The sequence below is a fragment of the Pseudomonas sp. LS-2 genome, assembly GCF_003605735.1.
In the GTDB taxonomy this organism is placed as follows: Bacteria; Pseudomonadota; Gammaproteobacteria; order Pseudomonadales; family Pseudomonadaceae; genus Aquipseudomonas.
The window spans coordinates 1-14,995 of sequence record NZ_QXTJ01000045.1; the positions used below are offsets into that span (position 1 = coordinate 1).

The window sequence follows — 14,995 nt, forward strand, 5'->3', positions numbered from 1 at the left end:
AATAGCGGCGTTGTTTCATGTGACAGTCCTACGCCCTCCATCTATAGAAGAAGCGACAACTATCCTGACATGGAGGGTTCCCCAACCAGCGTCTAAGCTTGTAGTCAGGTGCGATTAACAGGTTTAACCGGGCCAACGATATGGGCGCTTTGTGGCATTCCGATGCAAAGAAGGCTGCGGTCACGGCTGACAGTCAGGGGGACGTTCCAATGCCGGCAAGCCCAAGCCACTGGCGACATGCGTGGCGTGCGCTGGCGGTTTTGGTGCTGATGGCGTTGGTGATCCTGGGATTTGCCATTTCGGTGGAAAGCCGCAGTTCGAAACTGCAGGCCCGCGAATTCAGCCAGTTTGCCCATGACCTCAGCTATACGGTCGAGTCCGGCGCCAGCGAGGCGATTCTGTTTCCCGGCGATGGCCCGTTCGACAAACGCCTGGGCTACTCGGCGCTGGGTGACTTTCTGCCCCGGTTGCTCAAGCGCGATTACCGGATCGTCGAACAAGCTCACTTTTCCCCTGAACTGCTTTCCTACGCCAAGCGCGGCTTCTTCGTGCCCTACCAGGAGAAAAGCCAATCCGGTTTGACCATCGCTGACTGCCGCGGCGATGCGCTTTATCAATTCACCTATCCGCAGCAGCTTTACCCGACGTTTGCCGCCATCCCGCCCGTACTGGTCAACAGCCTGCTGTACATCGAAAACCGGGACTTGCTCGATGCCTCGCAGCCGCTGGCGAATCCGGCCGTGGACTGGCCGCGATTCCTCAAGGCTGCCGTTTCTCAGGTTGCGAAAGTGATCGGGCTGCCGGGCCAATCGGCCGGGGGCAGTACGTTGGCGACCCAACTGGAAAAATATCGCCATTCCCCCGATGGCCTGACAGTGTCGGGTGGCGAGAAGATTCGGCAGATGATTTCTGCCAGCGTTCGCGCCTATCAACCCGGCCCGCAGACACTAGAAGCCCGCCAGCGCGTGGTGCGTGACTACCTCAACAGCGTGCCGCTCTCGGCCGTGCCGGGACATGGCGAAGTGCATGGCATGGCCGAAGGTTTGCGGGTCTGGTACGGCGCTGATTTCGACCGGACCAATCAGTTGCTGGCCAGCCCGGCCAACGATTCCAAGACCCTTGCGGCCCAGGGTCTGGCTCTGCGCGAAGTGCTGTCGCTGGTGATCGCGCAGCGGCGCCCCTCCCACTATCTGGCCAAAGGCAGGAAGGAACTGGCGGATCTGACTGACAGCCATATTCGCCTGTTGGCACAGAATAAAGTCATCGAGCCGGCGCTGGCCGATGCCGCGCTCGGTGCAACCGTCACCTATCGCGATTGGGTGCAGCAACCCACTTTGCAGCCCATCGAGACCAACAAGGGCATTACCGTCGCACGTACCCGTCTGTCGAACATGCTGGACCGCTCACTCTACGATCTCGACCGCCTCGATCTGTCGGCCACCAGCACGCTGCAGAGCGATCTGCAGGTCAGCGTCGGTCAATACCTTCGTGATCTGGCCAACCCTGAATTCGCTGGCAAACTGGGCCTGCTCGGCGAACACCTGCTGACCCCCACCAGCACCCAGGCGGTGCGTTACAGCTTTACGCTTTTCGAACGCGACGCCGATGGCTCCCGGGTGCGGGTGCAGACCGACAGCACCGATCAACCGTTCGACATCAACGAAGGCAGCAAGCTGGAACTGGGCTCGACCGCGAAAATGCGGGTGCTGACGACCTACCTCCAGATCATCTCCGAGTTGCACGACAAATACGCCGGTATGAGTAATGCGGAGCTGAAAAAGGTACCGGTCGAAGATCTCGACCGCCTGTCTCGCTGGGCGGTGGATTACTTGATGCAGAACAAGGATCGGGATCTGTCGAAAATGCTCGCCGCAGCGCTGGATCGCAAATACTCGGCAAGCCCTGGCGAATACTTTTTTACTGGCGGCGGGATGCATCACTTCAACAACTTCCGCAGGGAAGACAATGACCGCAACCCGACGCTTCGCGATGCGTTGCGCGAATCGATCAACCTGCCGTTCATTCGTCTGATGCGCGATGTGGTGCGCTACACCACCTATGCCGGCCCCAATAACAGTGCCGTGCTGCTCAAGGACGACAGCGACCCGAGGCGTCAGGAGTATCTGGCCGAATTTGCAGACCGTGAGGGGACGTCGTTCCTGCTGCGATTCTGGAAGCGCTACAAGAACAAGACCACTCAGGATCGTCTGGACACGTTCCTCGATGGCGTTCATCCCTCGGCCAGTCGCATGGCTGCCGTGCACCGTTATCTGCTGCCAAATGCCAGTCAGAGCGCATTCAGCGCCTTCGTACGCGCCCATGTCGTGGCGGACAAACGCCAGCCACCATTGAGCGAAAAGCGCCTGGACGATCTGTATTACGCCTACGGTCCGGGAAAATTCGATCTGCCGGATCAAGGCTACATCGCCAGGGTTCATCCGTTGGACTTGTGGCTGGTCGGGTATTTGCTGCAGAACCCCGAGGCCAAGTTCAAGGACGCGGTGGCCGCCAGCCGTTTCGAGCGTCAGGAGGTTTACAGCTGGCTGTTCAAGAGCCGGCACAAGAGCGCTCGTGATAACCGCATCCGCACGATGCTGGAGATCGAAGCGTTCCTCGATATTCATCAGCGCTGGCAGCGACTGGGCTACCCGTTCGACCATCTGGTGCCCTCGCTGGCAACCGCTATCGGCAGCTCCGGCGACCGTCCTGCCGCGTTGGCGGAGCTGATCGGCATCATTCAGAACGACGGTATCCGCCTTCCCGTGCTGCGCATCGACAGTCTGCACTTCGCCGCCGACACGCCATACGAAACGCTGTTGACCAACAATCCCGAGCTGGGCAAGCGTGTGTTGTCGTCGGAGGTCGCTGCTGCGATGCGCGAGGCGTTGTCGCAAGTGGTCGATGCCGGTACGGCGAGAAGAGTGTCAGGCACTTTCAAGCTTCAGGACGGCACCGTGCTCGCGATGGGGGGCAAGACAGGGACGGGTGATAACCGGATCGAAAGCTTCGGATCCGGTGGACGTATCATCGCCTCCAAAGCGATCAACCGCACTGCGACGTTCGTGTTCTACATCGGCGATAACCATTACGGCACGCTGACCGCCTATGTGCCGGGGCGCACCGCAGAGAGCTTCAAGTTCACCTCGGCTTTGCCCGTTCAAGTGCTCAAGGGCATGGCGCCGATCCTCAATCGCTACCTTGAGCCTGGGACTTATACCCAGTGCAAGGCTCCGGCCGCGACGCAAGTGGCAAGCCGTTTTCCATAACCATCGCTGATCCGTTGCCGCACGGCTTGCCCGCGTTTGAGCCCTCAACCTACCTACCTACCTACCTACCTACCGCCGGCAAGCCGCGCCGGCTGCAGAGGCAGTGCGACTTTTTCATGCATTGCTCTCGCCAAACGAGAACCGTTCGTCTTTAACCCTCTTGCAGACACAATAAGATATATCTTAAGGTATATCTAACTTGTAACGAGAGATGAACAAAGATGAGAGACCACTCACACGACCACCCCCATCACCACCGCCCTCACTTCGGTGACCATGGCGACGGTCGCGATGGATTCGAAAAACGCACCGGACGGGAACGCGGGGGGCGTGGACCTCGGGTCTTCGCTCCCGGCGATCTGAAGTTGTTGTTGCTGGCCCTGATCTCGGATCAGCCGTGCCACGGATACGACCTCATCCGCCAGATCGAAAGCCTGTTCGACGGCGCCTACAGCCCAAGCCCCGGCGTGATCTATCCGACGCTGACATTCCTGGAAGAAAGCGAGCTGATCACCGGCGACGCCGAGGGCGGCAAAAAGCGCTACCAGATTACCGCGGCCGGCCAGCAATTTCTCATTGAACAGGCGGTGGCACTGGACGGCGTGAAAATGCGCATCGAAGTCAGCAAGCGCTCGCTGCGCGGCCATGACCGTCCACCGGAAATCCACGAGGCCGTGCACAACCTGCGTCACGCCCTGCAAATGCATCACGGTCGTTGGAGCCCGGAAGAAATCATCCGCGTTCGCGACCTGCTTAACGAGACCGCCAAAGCCGTCGTCGATGGCCCACACAATCTGTCGGAGAAGTCCGTATGAATTCACAGCAATCGATCCATCGCGTCAGCCATGAAATCAAACGTCGCAAGCTGGAAGTCCTGCGCGTCACCGACATCACCCCGCGCATGCGCCGCGTGACCCTGCACGGCCCGGATTTGACGGGTTTCATCAGCCTGGGAACCGATGATCATGTGAAGTTGTTGTTCGCCACCACGCCAGAAGAACAGGCGGCACTGGACACCTTCATGCCGGGCCCCAACGGCCAGGGACCAAAGCCTGCGATGCGCGATTACACGCCTCGCCGCTACGATGCAGCGTCGGGCGAACTGGACATCGACTTCGTGCTGCATGGCGACGGCCCTGCCGCGACCTGGGCCGCCCAAGCCCAGCCCGGACAGTTCCTGCACATCGCAGGCCCCCGCGGCTCGATGATCGTTCCGGACATGTTCGACAGTTACCTGCTGATTGGTGACGAAACCGCCCTGCCCGCCATTGCCCGTCGTCTGGAAGAGCTGGCAGCCAACCGTCGAGCACTGGTGGTGGTTGAAATCGAAGATAACGCCGAACGGCAGGCGCTTGAGAGTAAGGCTCAGGTCGAGGTGATCTGGGTGTTGCGTGGAGAACAGGATCTGCTGGAAGCGACGCGTCAACTGACCCTGCCTGAAGGCGATCTGTATGCGTGGGTCGCGACTGAGTCCGCGCTGTCGCGCAAGGTTCGCCGCATTTTGCTCGATGAGTTCAAACTGGATGAAGCGGCGGTCAAGGCTGCCGGTTACTGGCGCCTGGATGACTCAGACGAGGACTGATCCGGGTCGTAATTGACCTTCTGTAGCAGCACGGCTTGCCGGCGGTAGCGCCTTTGAATTGCCACCGTCGGCCAACGGAACGCCGCCCAGCCAGACTGCTACTGGGGGGTTGATACCAAGGCAGCGTCAGACCTTGGGCATGCGCCGTTTATCACTCATCAAAATCACCAGCCCTATCACCACAAACCCCGCCAATACCCCGAAGGCATTGACCAATGCCTTCGTCAGCCCCAGCGTTCCGATATCCAGAAACGGATACAGATAATCGCCGAACATATTCCCGCGAAACAGCAGATAGCCGAAGTACAGTACCGGGTAGAACATCCACCCCAGTAAATGCTTCAGGCCCAGCACGCCTTTGCGCCCGTGCAGCCACCAATAGCCGAGATACAGCAATGGCATGACGTCATGAAGCAGTTCATCGGCGATCCACTGCCAGCCTTGCGGGGTCCATAAATGCCGCAGCAGCAGGTTGTAGGCAATGCTCACCAACAGAATGCTGGTGGTGATCCCCGCACACACGACAGGTGATCTGAAGAACCGATGCCCTGCCGAATGACGGTCGACGATTGCACAGGTCAACACCGTCGCGACCAGGGTATTGGTCAGCACCGTGAAAAAACTGAAAAACCGTACCAGACCACCCATCAGGCTGGCCTGATCGGTCCAGCGCCCCCACAGAATCAGGTACAGCTGCACCGCCAGCGCAAACCATCCAAGCAACGCGGCGACGGTCGCATAACGGCGCTGTCCTGTCGTCAGTTGCAGCGTTTGGCTGGGCATCTCGTTCATTCCTGGGTCACGGATCACCAGCGTTTGGTACGCGCCAGCTTCACGTACAACTGTTCGACCTTCTCCCGCGCCCAAGGCGTCTTGCGCAGGAAGGTCAGGCTCGACTTGATGCTTGGATCGCTCTTGAAGCAGCGGATGTCAATGCGCTCGGCCAGCCCTGCCCATTCATAATGCTCGACCAGAGCATTGAGGATCTGCTCAAGCGTCACGCCATGCAGCGGGTTGTTGTTGGGTGTCGGTGTGGTCATGCCAGGCCTTTGGGAATCGATGATGAGGACGTTTTCGCGAGGTGCGCACCTTAGCGGAGGTGCTCGCCAGTGTGAAGGGTCGTATCAGCACGGCTTGCCGGCGGTTGCGTCGTCATAATCGCTACCGCCGTCAAGCCATACTGCTACAGACGTACACTTCTTCGAATTAAACGGAACGTCGCGCCACCAGAATTTTGGGGCGATGAAATGCGCATCTATACAGCCACTGCAAGGGTGGCGGACTCTGCGCAAAGCCACGCGAATCGCGCATCCCATATAAACCCTGAGGGATAGCGCTACCCGAAACTCTACAACTGTTGCGCAACAGGTAACTATTCATGTCGCAAAATCGTCTTTTTAAAAGACCATTAGCACCCTATCATCGCGCCGCGCTGACAGCTGAACCGTTTCTTTCGTCAGTCTGTCAAGTTTTGCCACGCGGCTTAACGACGCAGCAGGCGCCTGCGCCGTACCCCGATCACTAAAAAGAATCCATTGCCATGACCTCTCAATCAAAACGCTGCACCCGCATTCGCCCGCTTCGTCATCGCCATGCACTGGGGTTGATCGCCCTGAGCCTGACCACGTGCGCTCACGCAGCGTCGGCTTTCGACAGTGAATCGCCGTGGATGCTGGGCGATTGGGGTGGCAAACGGACAGAGCTGTCGCAGCAAGGTTATGACTTCAAACTCGATACGGTCGTGGAAGTGGGCTCCAACCTGCATGGCGGTTACAACCATGACAAGGCGACCCGTTACAGCGATCAGTTCGCACTCGGCGCGCACATGGACCTGCAGAAGATTCTTGGCTGGCATGACGCCGAGTTCCAGTTGACGCTGACCAACCGCAACGGCGACAACATCAGCAACGACCGCGTTTCCGACCCGCGCGTCGGCACCATCTCCTCGTCGCAGGAAGTCTGGGGACGTGGCAACATCACCCGCTTGACAGACATGTGGTATCAGCAAAAATTCTTCGACCAGAAACTGAGCGTCAAGGTCGGCCGTTTCAACGAAGGCGAAGACTTCAATACCTTTCCGTGCGACTTCCAGAATCTGGCGTTCTGCGGCTCACAGGTCGGTAACTGGGGCGGCGGCATCTGGTACAACTGGCCGGTCAGTCAGTGGGCAATGCGCGTCAAATACCAGATCAACCCTGAGTTGTTCGTGCAGGTCGGCGCGTTCGAACAGAACCCGTCGAACCTGGAAAACGACAACAACTTCAAGCTCAGCGGCAGCGGCACCCAAGGCGCGGTATTGCCTGTCGAAGTGGTCTGGTCGCCGAAGGTCAACGACCTGCCCGGCGAATACCGTCTCGGTTACTACTACAGCACCGCCGACAGCCGCGACGTCTACAAGGACAGCAACGGTCGTTATGCAGCGCTCAGCGGCGATGATTACGCCTCCTCGTCCAGCAAGCACGGCATGTGGCTGACCCTGCGCCAGCAAGTCACAAGCCTGGCCAGCGACAACAGCCGTGGCCTGAGCTTGTTCGCCAACGGCACGCTGCACGACAAGAAGACCAACATGATCGACAACTTCGTCGCTCTCGGCGCCACTTACAAAGGTCCGTTCGACGCTCGTCCCCAGGATGACATCGGCCTTGCGGTCAGCCGCATTCACGTCAATCCGGCCTATCGCAAGAACATCAACCTGCGCAATCAGGCCCAAGGCGTCTCTGGCTACAATGATCCGGCCTTCCTGCCCGTTCAAGACACCGAATACAACGCCGAGCTGTACTACGGCGTTCACGTCACCAACTGGCTGACCGTGCGCCCCAACCTGCAGTTCATCCGTCATCCAGGCGGCGTGAACCAGGTCGACGACGCGTGGGTAGCCGGTCTGAAGATTCAATCTTCGTTCTGATCGATCTATTTGACCTTTATGAATCCCGTTTCAGGAACTAGCGTGAAAGAAGCGGATTCAAACGGTTCGAGTCGGCAAAGCGAAAAGAACAAAGCGTCAACCACTTAATCGTTACGGAGTACGACACTATGAGCACTGAAGGTGCTTTCAGTAAGGGTCGCCTGCTACCGAGCTTGCTCGGGCTGGTGATTCTGATCATGGGCCTGGCCTTATTGGCCGGCGGTATCAAACTGCTGACACTGGGCGGGTCGCTGTACTACCTGCTCACCGGTATCGGCTTCGTCATCACCGGCATCCTGCTGATCATGGGCCGTCGATCGGCGTTCGGTCTGTTTGCGCTGGTGCTGTTCGCGAGCACGGTCTGGGCGCTGTGGGAAGTCGGCCTGGATTGGTGGCAACTGGTGCCACGTCTGTCGCTGTGGTTCGTTCTCGGCATCGTCATGCTGCTGCCATGGTTCCGCCGCCCCGTGCTGCGTGGCCAGGCGGGTGGCATGCCGACCGTTGCCCTGAGCATCGCCGTTGTGTTGGCAGGTCTGACCGCGCTGGCCAGCCAGTTCACCAGCCCAGGTGAAATCAAAGGCACACTGGATCGCGATGACGCCGGCGTAGCGTACGATCCGCAACCGATGCCCGATGGCGATTGGCAGGCCTATGGTCGCTCCGAACACGGCAATCGCTACTCGCCGCTCAAGCAGATCACCCCGGAGAACGTCGGCAAGTTGCAGGAAGCCTGGCGCATTCGCACTGGCGACCTGCCAACCGCAGAAGACCCGGTGGAGCTGACCAACGAAAACACCCCGCTCAAGGTCAACGGCATGATCTATGCCTGTACGCCGCACAGCAAGGTGCTGGCGCTGGACCCTGATACCGGCAAGACGATCTGGTCTTACGACCCGCAGATCTCCAAGGAAGGCGCCAAGAACTTCACTGGCTGGGCGCACATGACCTGCCGTGGCGTTTCGTACTACGACGAAGACGCCTACGCCAAGTCAGACGTCGGCGCACCGGCGGCTGCGCTGTCCGATGCTGGCCAGGCGGTTGCCACTTCGTGCCCGCGTCGTCTGTACCTGCCGACTGCCGATGCGCGTCTGATCGCGCTGAACGCCGACACCGGTAAGGTCTGCGAAGACTTCGCCAACAAAGGTGCCGTCGACCTGCGCGCCAACATCGGCCCGTTCACCGCCGGTGGTTACTACTCCACCTCCCCTGCCGCGATCACCCGCAACCTGATTATCATCGGCGGCCACGTGACCGACAACGAGTCGACCAACGAGCCATCGGGTGTGATTCGCGCGTATGACGTACACGACGGCAAGCTGGTGTGGAACTGGGACCCGAACAACCCGGACGCCACTGCGCCGATCGCTGCCGATCAGTTCTACTCGCGTAACGCGCCGAACATGTGGTCGCTGGCCAGCGTCGATGAAAAACTCGGTCTGGTCTTCCTGCCTCTGGGCAACCAGATGCCTGACCAGTACGGCGGCGACCGTACCCCAGGCGCCGAAAAATACAGCGCCGGTCTGGTCGCGCTGGACGTCAACACCGGCAAGGTGCGCTGGAACTACCAGTTCACTCACCATGACCTGTGGGACATGGACGTACCTAGCCAGCCGACGCTGATCAACCTGAAAACCAAGGACGGCGTGAAGCCGGCCGTGATTCAGCCGACCAAGCAAGGCAGCCTGTACGTGCTGGACCGTCGCAATGGCACCCCTATCGTGCCGATCGACGAAGTACCTGCGCCAACCGGTGCCGCCCAAGGCGACCGTACTTCGCCGACTCAGGCACGTTCGCAACTGAACATGCTGCCGCCTGAGCTGACCGAAAAATCCATGTGGGGCGCGACCGCGTTCGACCAGATGCTGTGCCGCATCCAGTTCAAGGAACTGCGTTACGAGGGCCAGTACACGCCTCCGTCCGAACAGGGCAGCATCATCTATCCGGGTAACGTGGGCGTGTTCAACTGGGGCGCCGTTTCGGTCGATCCCGTACGTCAGCTGATGTTCACCAGCCCGAACTACATGGCCTTCGTTTCCAAGCTGGTGCCTCGCGCCAAAGTAGAAGCCGGCAGCAAGCGTGAAAGCGAAACCAGTGGCGTGCAGCCAAACACCGGTGCCCCGTACGCGGTCATCATGCACCCGTTGATGTCGCAGATCGGCATTCCATGCCAAGCCCCCTCGTGGGGTAACGTTGCCGCTGTCGATCTGACCACCAACCAAGTGGTCTGGAAGCACAAGAACGGCACCACCCGCGACAACACGCCAGTACCGATCGGTCTGCCAGTGGGCGTACCGAGCATGGGTGGTTCGATGGTAACGGCAGGTGGCGTCGGCTTCCTGGCCGGTACGCTGGACCAGTATCTGCGTGCCTATGACGTGAAAACCGGTAAAGAGCTGTTCGCCGGACGTCTGCCAGCAGGTGGTCAGGCAACGCCGATGACGTACACCGGTAAAGACGGCAAGCAATATGTGCTGATCGTGGCCGGTGGTCACGGTTCGCTGGGTACGCGGATGGGTGACTACATCATTGCGTACAAACTGCCGGAGTAATCGGGTAGGGCTGTAACGCAGTAAACAGAAAGGCGGTCATCGTGAGATGGCCGCCTTTTTTGTTGGGCGATGATGAGCTCCCGCGCTTTTGTAAGCGCCAGAGATTCAATTCGAATGCCAGAGCGGCACCATTAAAACGGATATGTGATCGATCGAGAGAGCACAGCCCTACTTCTCGATCACTTCCCCCCGCTGCGGCGCCAATCTGGCGATCAAGCGGTTCTGCACCGACACAGGAACATGCTGGTCATCCATCGAATCGATCAGATTCTCCACCAACGCATTGAAATCACTGCGACTCAGGTTCATCCCCTTGTGCGCCTCGGCCAAAGTATCGCCGGCATAAGTACACGGCCCGCCGGCCTCGACACAGAACTTCTCCACCAGTTTGTCGCGCACACGAACGATGTCGACCTTGGCGAAATACTTGTAGATCCGGTCATCCTTGGCAATGTGCAACAGCATGCCTTCGATGATTTTCTGAATCCCCGCCCGCTGCCCCAAGTCCTGATACAGGCTGTCATCCTTGGGCGGCTGTTGCGCGCAGCCGACCAGTAACGCAAGCGCCAGAACGCTCATCCACCGCAAAGACCGCATCATCAGAAGCTCCCCTGCACAGACAGATAAGTGCCGTTCTGGTCATCTAGCGTGGCGATCTCGCCGAGGCGCGCGTAGGCCAATACAACCGAAACATGCTTGTTGGGAAACCACCCGACAAACATATCCGCCCAATCGCTCTCACCCGCAAACGACAGGTTGTCAGGCTTTTCCCGATATTCGACCCCAACAGCCCAGCGCGGGTTGAACAGCAGTGCTACCGAGCCTTCTTTCAACACACTGCGGGTGTCACGACGGTCACCGCCGAAACCCAGCAAACCAGTTTCATTGGCGCGGCTGTAACGCAGCCCGCCGTTGACCACCACGTTGTAGCCAAACGCGGCGCCCATAAACAAACGGCTGGCGGTGAGGTAACCCTCGACATCCGAGTCGCGTTTCGAGCCCACGAGGCTCGGGATCAGGAAATCGTTCTGATGTTTGTATTCCAGGCCCAAAGACACCTGCGGCAACTGGTCGTAAATCAGATCGCCAAACAGGCGCACCTTGACCCCGAATACATCCTGCGTGAGGTTGTCTTCCGGGAGGCTCAGTTTTTTTACCAAAGACCCAAGGTCGAATCGTTGGTGGGCGTACGACAGCTCTACGCGGTTGCCGTAGGAAAACGCAGCACCGGCGACATCCAGCGTGTAGTCCGGCAAGTTGATATGGGTCGCAAAAACGTTAGCGCCCCACTCGCCTTTCTCGTCGTAACCGGCGAGTACCGCCCACGGGATGATCCCGCCACCTGCGGCGCCCTCGATACTGCTGGCGCCACCGGTCGCAATCAGGCGACCCTGATCGGCCTCAACCACAGGCGGCATTGCACTCACGCAGCCGCCCACCACACTTGCCAACACCACAGGGCTGAAAACAGCAGAGAGACTACGTGCCATAACTTTCAACCAATCAGGAGACCATCATGCTCGGTGAGCTGTGAGACTTGGCAATCCATGCCTCGAACGCCACCGCAGTGAGCGGGCGGCTGATCAGATAGCCCTGCGCGGTATCGCAGTGCCAGCGTTCCAACAGACGCAAACTGTGTTCGTACTCGACGCCCTCGGCGACCACCCTGAGCCCCAGGTTATGGCTCATCTCGATGGTCGAACGGACAATCACCGCGTCTTCACTGGTTTCATCCAGATTGCGCACGAAAGACTGATCGATCTTCAACTCCTGCACCGGCAGCCGCTTGAGGTGCGCCAGCGACGAGTAGCCGGTTCCGAAGTCATCCACCGACAGGCTGATGCCACATTCGCGCAGGCGATCAAGCACTTTCAGGGCATGCTCGGGCTCGCGCATTACGGCGCTTTCGGTGATTTCGAATATCAATTGTTCGGCCGGCACGCGGTACCGCTGGAGCAGATCCGACACACGGTGAGACAGATCGCCACTGAGCAGATCGTCCGCCGAAATATTCACCGAGAGCTGCACATGCAGCCCGCGACGGGCCCATTCGGCAAGCTGACGCATCGCTTCTTCAATGACCCAACTGGTGAGAATCTGAATGCTGCCGGTTCGCTCGGCCAACACGATGAACTCGGCCGGAGAGACATTTCCGAATTGCGGATGCTGCCAGCGCAGCAAGGCCTCCGCCTGGAGCACCCGGCCACTGCGGATGTCCAGTTTCGGCTGGTAATGCAGCGCCAGTTCGCCGTTTCGTGCGGCGTGACGCAGATCGCGAATAAGGCTGATCTGCCGCTGGTGCGCCAGGTCTCGGCCATCTTCATAGACCTGCAGACGACCGGGCATCTGCGCGGCGTCCTGACGTGCGATGGACGCGCGACGGAGCAGTTCGGAAGGCGAGTCACCGTTGACCGGATACGCAGCGATGCCAATGCAGGCGTCCAGGGAAATATCATGGTCCGCGATGCGCTGCGGCTTGAGCAGCAACCGCTGCAGACGGTCGGCCACGGCCACGGCACTGTCGGTCTGGACGTTGTGCACCAGCAGCAGGAATTCGTTGCCGGACAGACGCGCCACGGTGTCGCCGGGCCGCAATGGCAGTTGCAACTGTTCGCCAATGACCTGCAATAGCTGCTCGACACCTTCAGGACCGATGCTGTCATTGATAGCCCGAAAGTTGTCGATACCCAGATACAGCAAGGCTACCGAGCGCTGAGCCGAGATCGCACTGCCCAGACGCTCCATCACCAGCGCCCGGTTGGGCAGTCCGGTGAGGCCGTCGTGCAGCGCGTTGTGGGCCAGTTGCTGCTCGCGCTCGGCAATCCCGCTCTGCATCGAGTTGATAGCACCGGCCAACAGGCCCAGCTCATCACTGCGCTCAAGGGCCACGGGCGTGCTGTAATCGCCTTGCCCGATGCGCTCGGCGGCCAACGCCAGCGCCCGCACTGGCAGTGACACACTGCGCGCCAGCAGCAAGGTGCCGATCAGCGATCCTCCGAGGGCGACCAGCGTAATCCAGAACAGCTTTTCGTCCAGTGGCGCAAAGGCCTGCATGGCTTGATCAAGGGGGCTTTGCAGCAGTGCCACGACTTGATCCCCCGCTACATCACCGGTGTTGCCCAGGCTCAGACGCTTGCTCAGAAAGCGCTGATCGCCATGTTCGGTCATCTGCATCTGATCACTGGCACGGCTGAGCATCACGCCACGGACGCTGTCGTACAGCGGTTGCGGCTGGGTGCTGATGATCTGCCCCGGCAACTGATGCACCACGGAGAGAAACGAAACCTGCAGACCACTGAGCGAACGAAGCTCCTGCGCCAGGTCGTCGTCCATGCTGAAACCCATGACCACCCGCGCGATCGGCAACGGCGCCAGCACCGTGCTTTCGACCAGCAGGTGCGGTTTGCCTTGCAGTGGCACGATCAGCATCGACTGGTTATGCGCCTTCAGGTCACGCAGCGCCTGGGTGTACGGAAACGGCGAGCCTTCGGGAATCTGATCCACGGTACTGGAAAGGACCTTGCCGTCCATGCCCAGCAAAAACATGTCATTGGCGTTGATGCGCGCCCCGTGATTAAGCAGGACCGAGCGGATGGTGGCCGAGTCGGCAGACGCCACTGCGTCGCGAAAGCCGAAATCGCTGGACAGCAACTGCACCGCGTCGCGCAGCCGCTTGCCACGCATCTCCAACAAACCTTCGAAAACCCGCGTACCCACTTCCAGTTGCGCCTGTGCCTGCTTGCGCACAGCGTCCTGCGTCGCTGCCTTCACGGCAAGAAACACCGCAACGACCACGATCAACAGCAGCATGATCAGCACGCCGGCAATGCGTGCCTGAAAGCTAATTCGTAGTTTCATTCATGGGCGGCTTTATGAAAGGCATCGCCGAACGCGCTGGACGGTGGCGCTGGGGGCATATCGTCACTCTTGGGCTGCATGGCAACGCTGAAGCGCTGATGCAGACCCGAGGCGGGAATGTCGAATTCGCCGCCTGACACAGGCTGCATGTCAGGCGCCTGGGGATGCCACAGGGTCGCCACATAGTGACCTGCGGGCATCTGGTCGAGGGCCAACGTGCCTTTGTCACTGCTCACGCCGAACCAGGGATCATCGGTCACATAAACATAGCCCAGCATCCAGTCGTGGATGTTGCAGCCGAGCACGACCAGGCCGGGCTTGTCGAACAGCACCGGATCCGAGGGCGTGCCTCCATACAGGCGCAACTCGAAGCGCTTGGCCGGGGAAAAGGAATACACCTGATGGCGGATGTCGTCGCTGTTGGGGAACTTGATTTGTGTGCCAGTGCGCACGGCGAGCACATGGGGAGCGAACCGCTGATCGCGCTGGTCCATATCGGCCTTGGGCGCCGGATCAGTTTTGCCCGCCGGACCTTGAAGCGTCAGCACGACATCATTGAGCGGCTTGCCCTGCGCATCAACAAAATCGGCAGTCAGGGTGGCAGCGCTGGCGACGGTGCCGAACAGAAGGGTTGTAGCCACCAGTAAAAAAGAGACAACGTGAGTCATGCACAGGTCCAGAACAGCTTGATCGGGATTGGAACAGCGCCGGCCCTGGCGGTTTTTACAGCGTCCCGACGAGATTAACCGGCCCTTGGCGGAAGATCACGCATTAAAAGCAGGCACAACGCCATCACTTATCGATTGCCGACGAAAGGCACAAATGACACAGACAT

The 14,995-nt window shown here is 59.6% G+C and carries 11 protein-coding genes; 5 read left to right on the forward strand and 6 right to left on the reverse strand.

The window, feature by feature from the left end; genetic code table 11:
- The first annotated feature begins 140 nt into the window (after positions 1-140).
- The 3 genes from D3M70_RS28540 (at position 141) to D3M70_RS28550 (ending at position 4,848) form a co-directional block, all read left to right on the forward strand.
- On the forward strand, positions 141-3,266 hold the full coding sequence (locus D3M70_RS28540) for a transglycosylase domain-containing protein (RefSeq protein ID WP_120129323.1): 3,126 nt from the start codon (positions 141-143) through the stop codon (positions 3,264-3,266).
- 221 nt (positions 3,267-3,487) lie between these two features.
- Positions 3,488-4,081 carry a PadR family transcriptional regulator gene (locus tag D3M70_RS28545; protein ID WP_120129325.1) on the forward strand — a complete coding sequence of 198 codons (594 nt, stop codon included), beginning with the start codon at positions 3,488-3,490 and terminating at the stop codon, positions 4,079-4,081.
- Positions 4,078-4,848 (forward strand): siderophore-interacting protein, encoded by a 771-nt coding sequence (locus D3M70_RS28550; protein ID WP_120129326.1) that lies wholly within the window; start codon positions 4,078-4,080, stop codon positions 4,846-4,848. The genes D3M70_RS28545 and D3M70_RS28550 overlap by 4 nt, the downstream gene beginning before the upstream one ends.
- A 126-nt stretch (positions 4,849-4,974) precedes the next feature.
- On the opposite strand, the gene D3M70_RS28555 is transcribed toward D3M70_RS28550, so the two are convergent.
- Positions 4,975-5,631 carry a Pr6Pr family membrane protein gene (locus tag D3M70_RS28555; protein ID WP_120129328.1) on the reverse strand — a complete coding sequence of 219 codons (657 nt, stop codon included), beginning with the start codon at positions 5,629-5,631 and terminating at the stop codon, positions 4,975-4,977.
- 23 nt (positions 5,632-5,654) lie between these two features.
- Positions 5,655-5,888, reverse strand: a complete 234-nt coding sequence (locus D3M70_RS28560; protein ID WP_120129329.1) for a VF530 family DNA-binding protein — start codon at positions 5,886-5,888, stop codon at positions 5,655-5,657.
- Positions 5,889-6,388: 500 nt separating this feature from the next.
- Here D3M70_RS28560 and D3M70_RS28565 point away from each other — a divergent pair, with 500 nt between their 5' ends.
- On the forward strand, positions 6,389-7,753 hold the full coding sequence (locus tag D3M70_RS28565; RefSeq protein ID WP_120129331.1) for a carbohydrate porin: 1,365 nt from the start codon (positions 6,389-6,391) through the stop codon (positions 7,751-7,753).
- A 128-nt stretch (positions 7,754-7,881) separates the two neighbouring features.
- On the forward strand, positions 7,882-10,302 hold the full coding sequence (locus D3M70_RS28570; protein ID WP_120129333.1) for a glucose/quinate/shikimate family membrane-bound PQQ-dependent dehydrogenase: 2,421 nt from the start codon (positions 7,882-7,884) through the stop codon (positions 10,300-10,302).
- Between the two features lie 168 nt (positions 10,303-10,470).
- On the opposite strand, the gene D3M70_RS28575 is transcribed toward D3M70_RS28570, so the two are convergent.
- The 4 genes from D3M70_RS28575 to D3M70_RS28590 all read right to left on the reverse strand — a co-directional run bounded on the left by D3M70_RS28575 (position 10,471) and on the right by D3M70_RS28590 (position 14,828).
- A complete protein-coding gene (locus D3M70_RS28575) occupies positions 10,471-10,899 on the reverse strand; it encodes a group 1 truncated hemoglobin (RefSeq protein WP_120129885.1) in 429 nt (142 codons plus the stop codon).
- Between the two features lie 2 nt (positions 10,900-10,901).
- Positions 10,902-11,720, reverse strand: coding sequence for a DUF3034 family protein (locus D3M70_RS28580; RefSeq protein WP_120129334.1), 819 nt, complete (start codon positions 11,718-11,720; stop codon positions 10,902-10,904).
- An 85-nt stretch (positions 11,721-11,805) separates the two neighbouring features.
- Positions 11,806-14,160 carry a bifunctional diguanylate cyclase/phosphodiesterase gene (locus tag D3M70_RS28585; RefSeq protein ID WP_120129336.1) on the reverse strand — a complete coding sequence of 785 codons (2,355 nt, stop codon included), beginning with the start codon at positions 14,158-14,160 and terminating at the stop codon, positions 11,806-11,808.
- Positions 14,157-14,828, reverse strand: coding sequence for a methylamine utilization protein (locus D3M70_RS28590; RefSeq protein WP_120129338.1), 672 nt, complete (start codon positions 14,826-14,828; stop codon positions 14,157-14,159). The genes D3M70_RS28585 and D3M70_RS28590 overlap by 4 nt, the downstream gene beginning before the upstream one ends.
- Between the last annotated feature and the right edge of the window lie 167 nt (positions 14,829-14,995).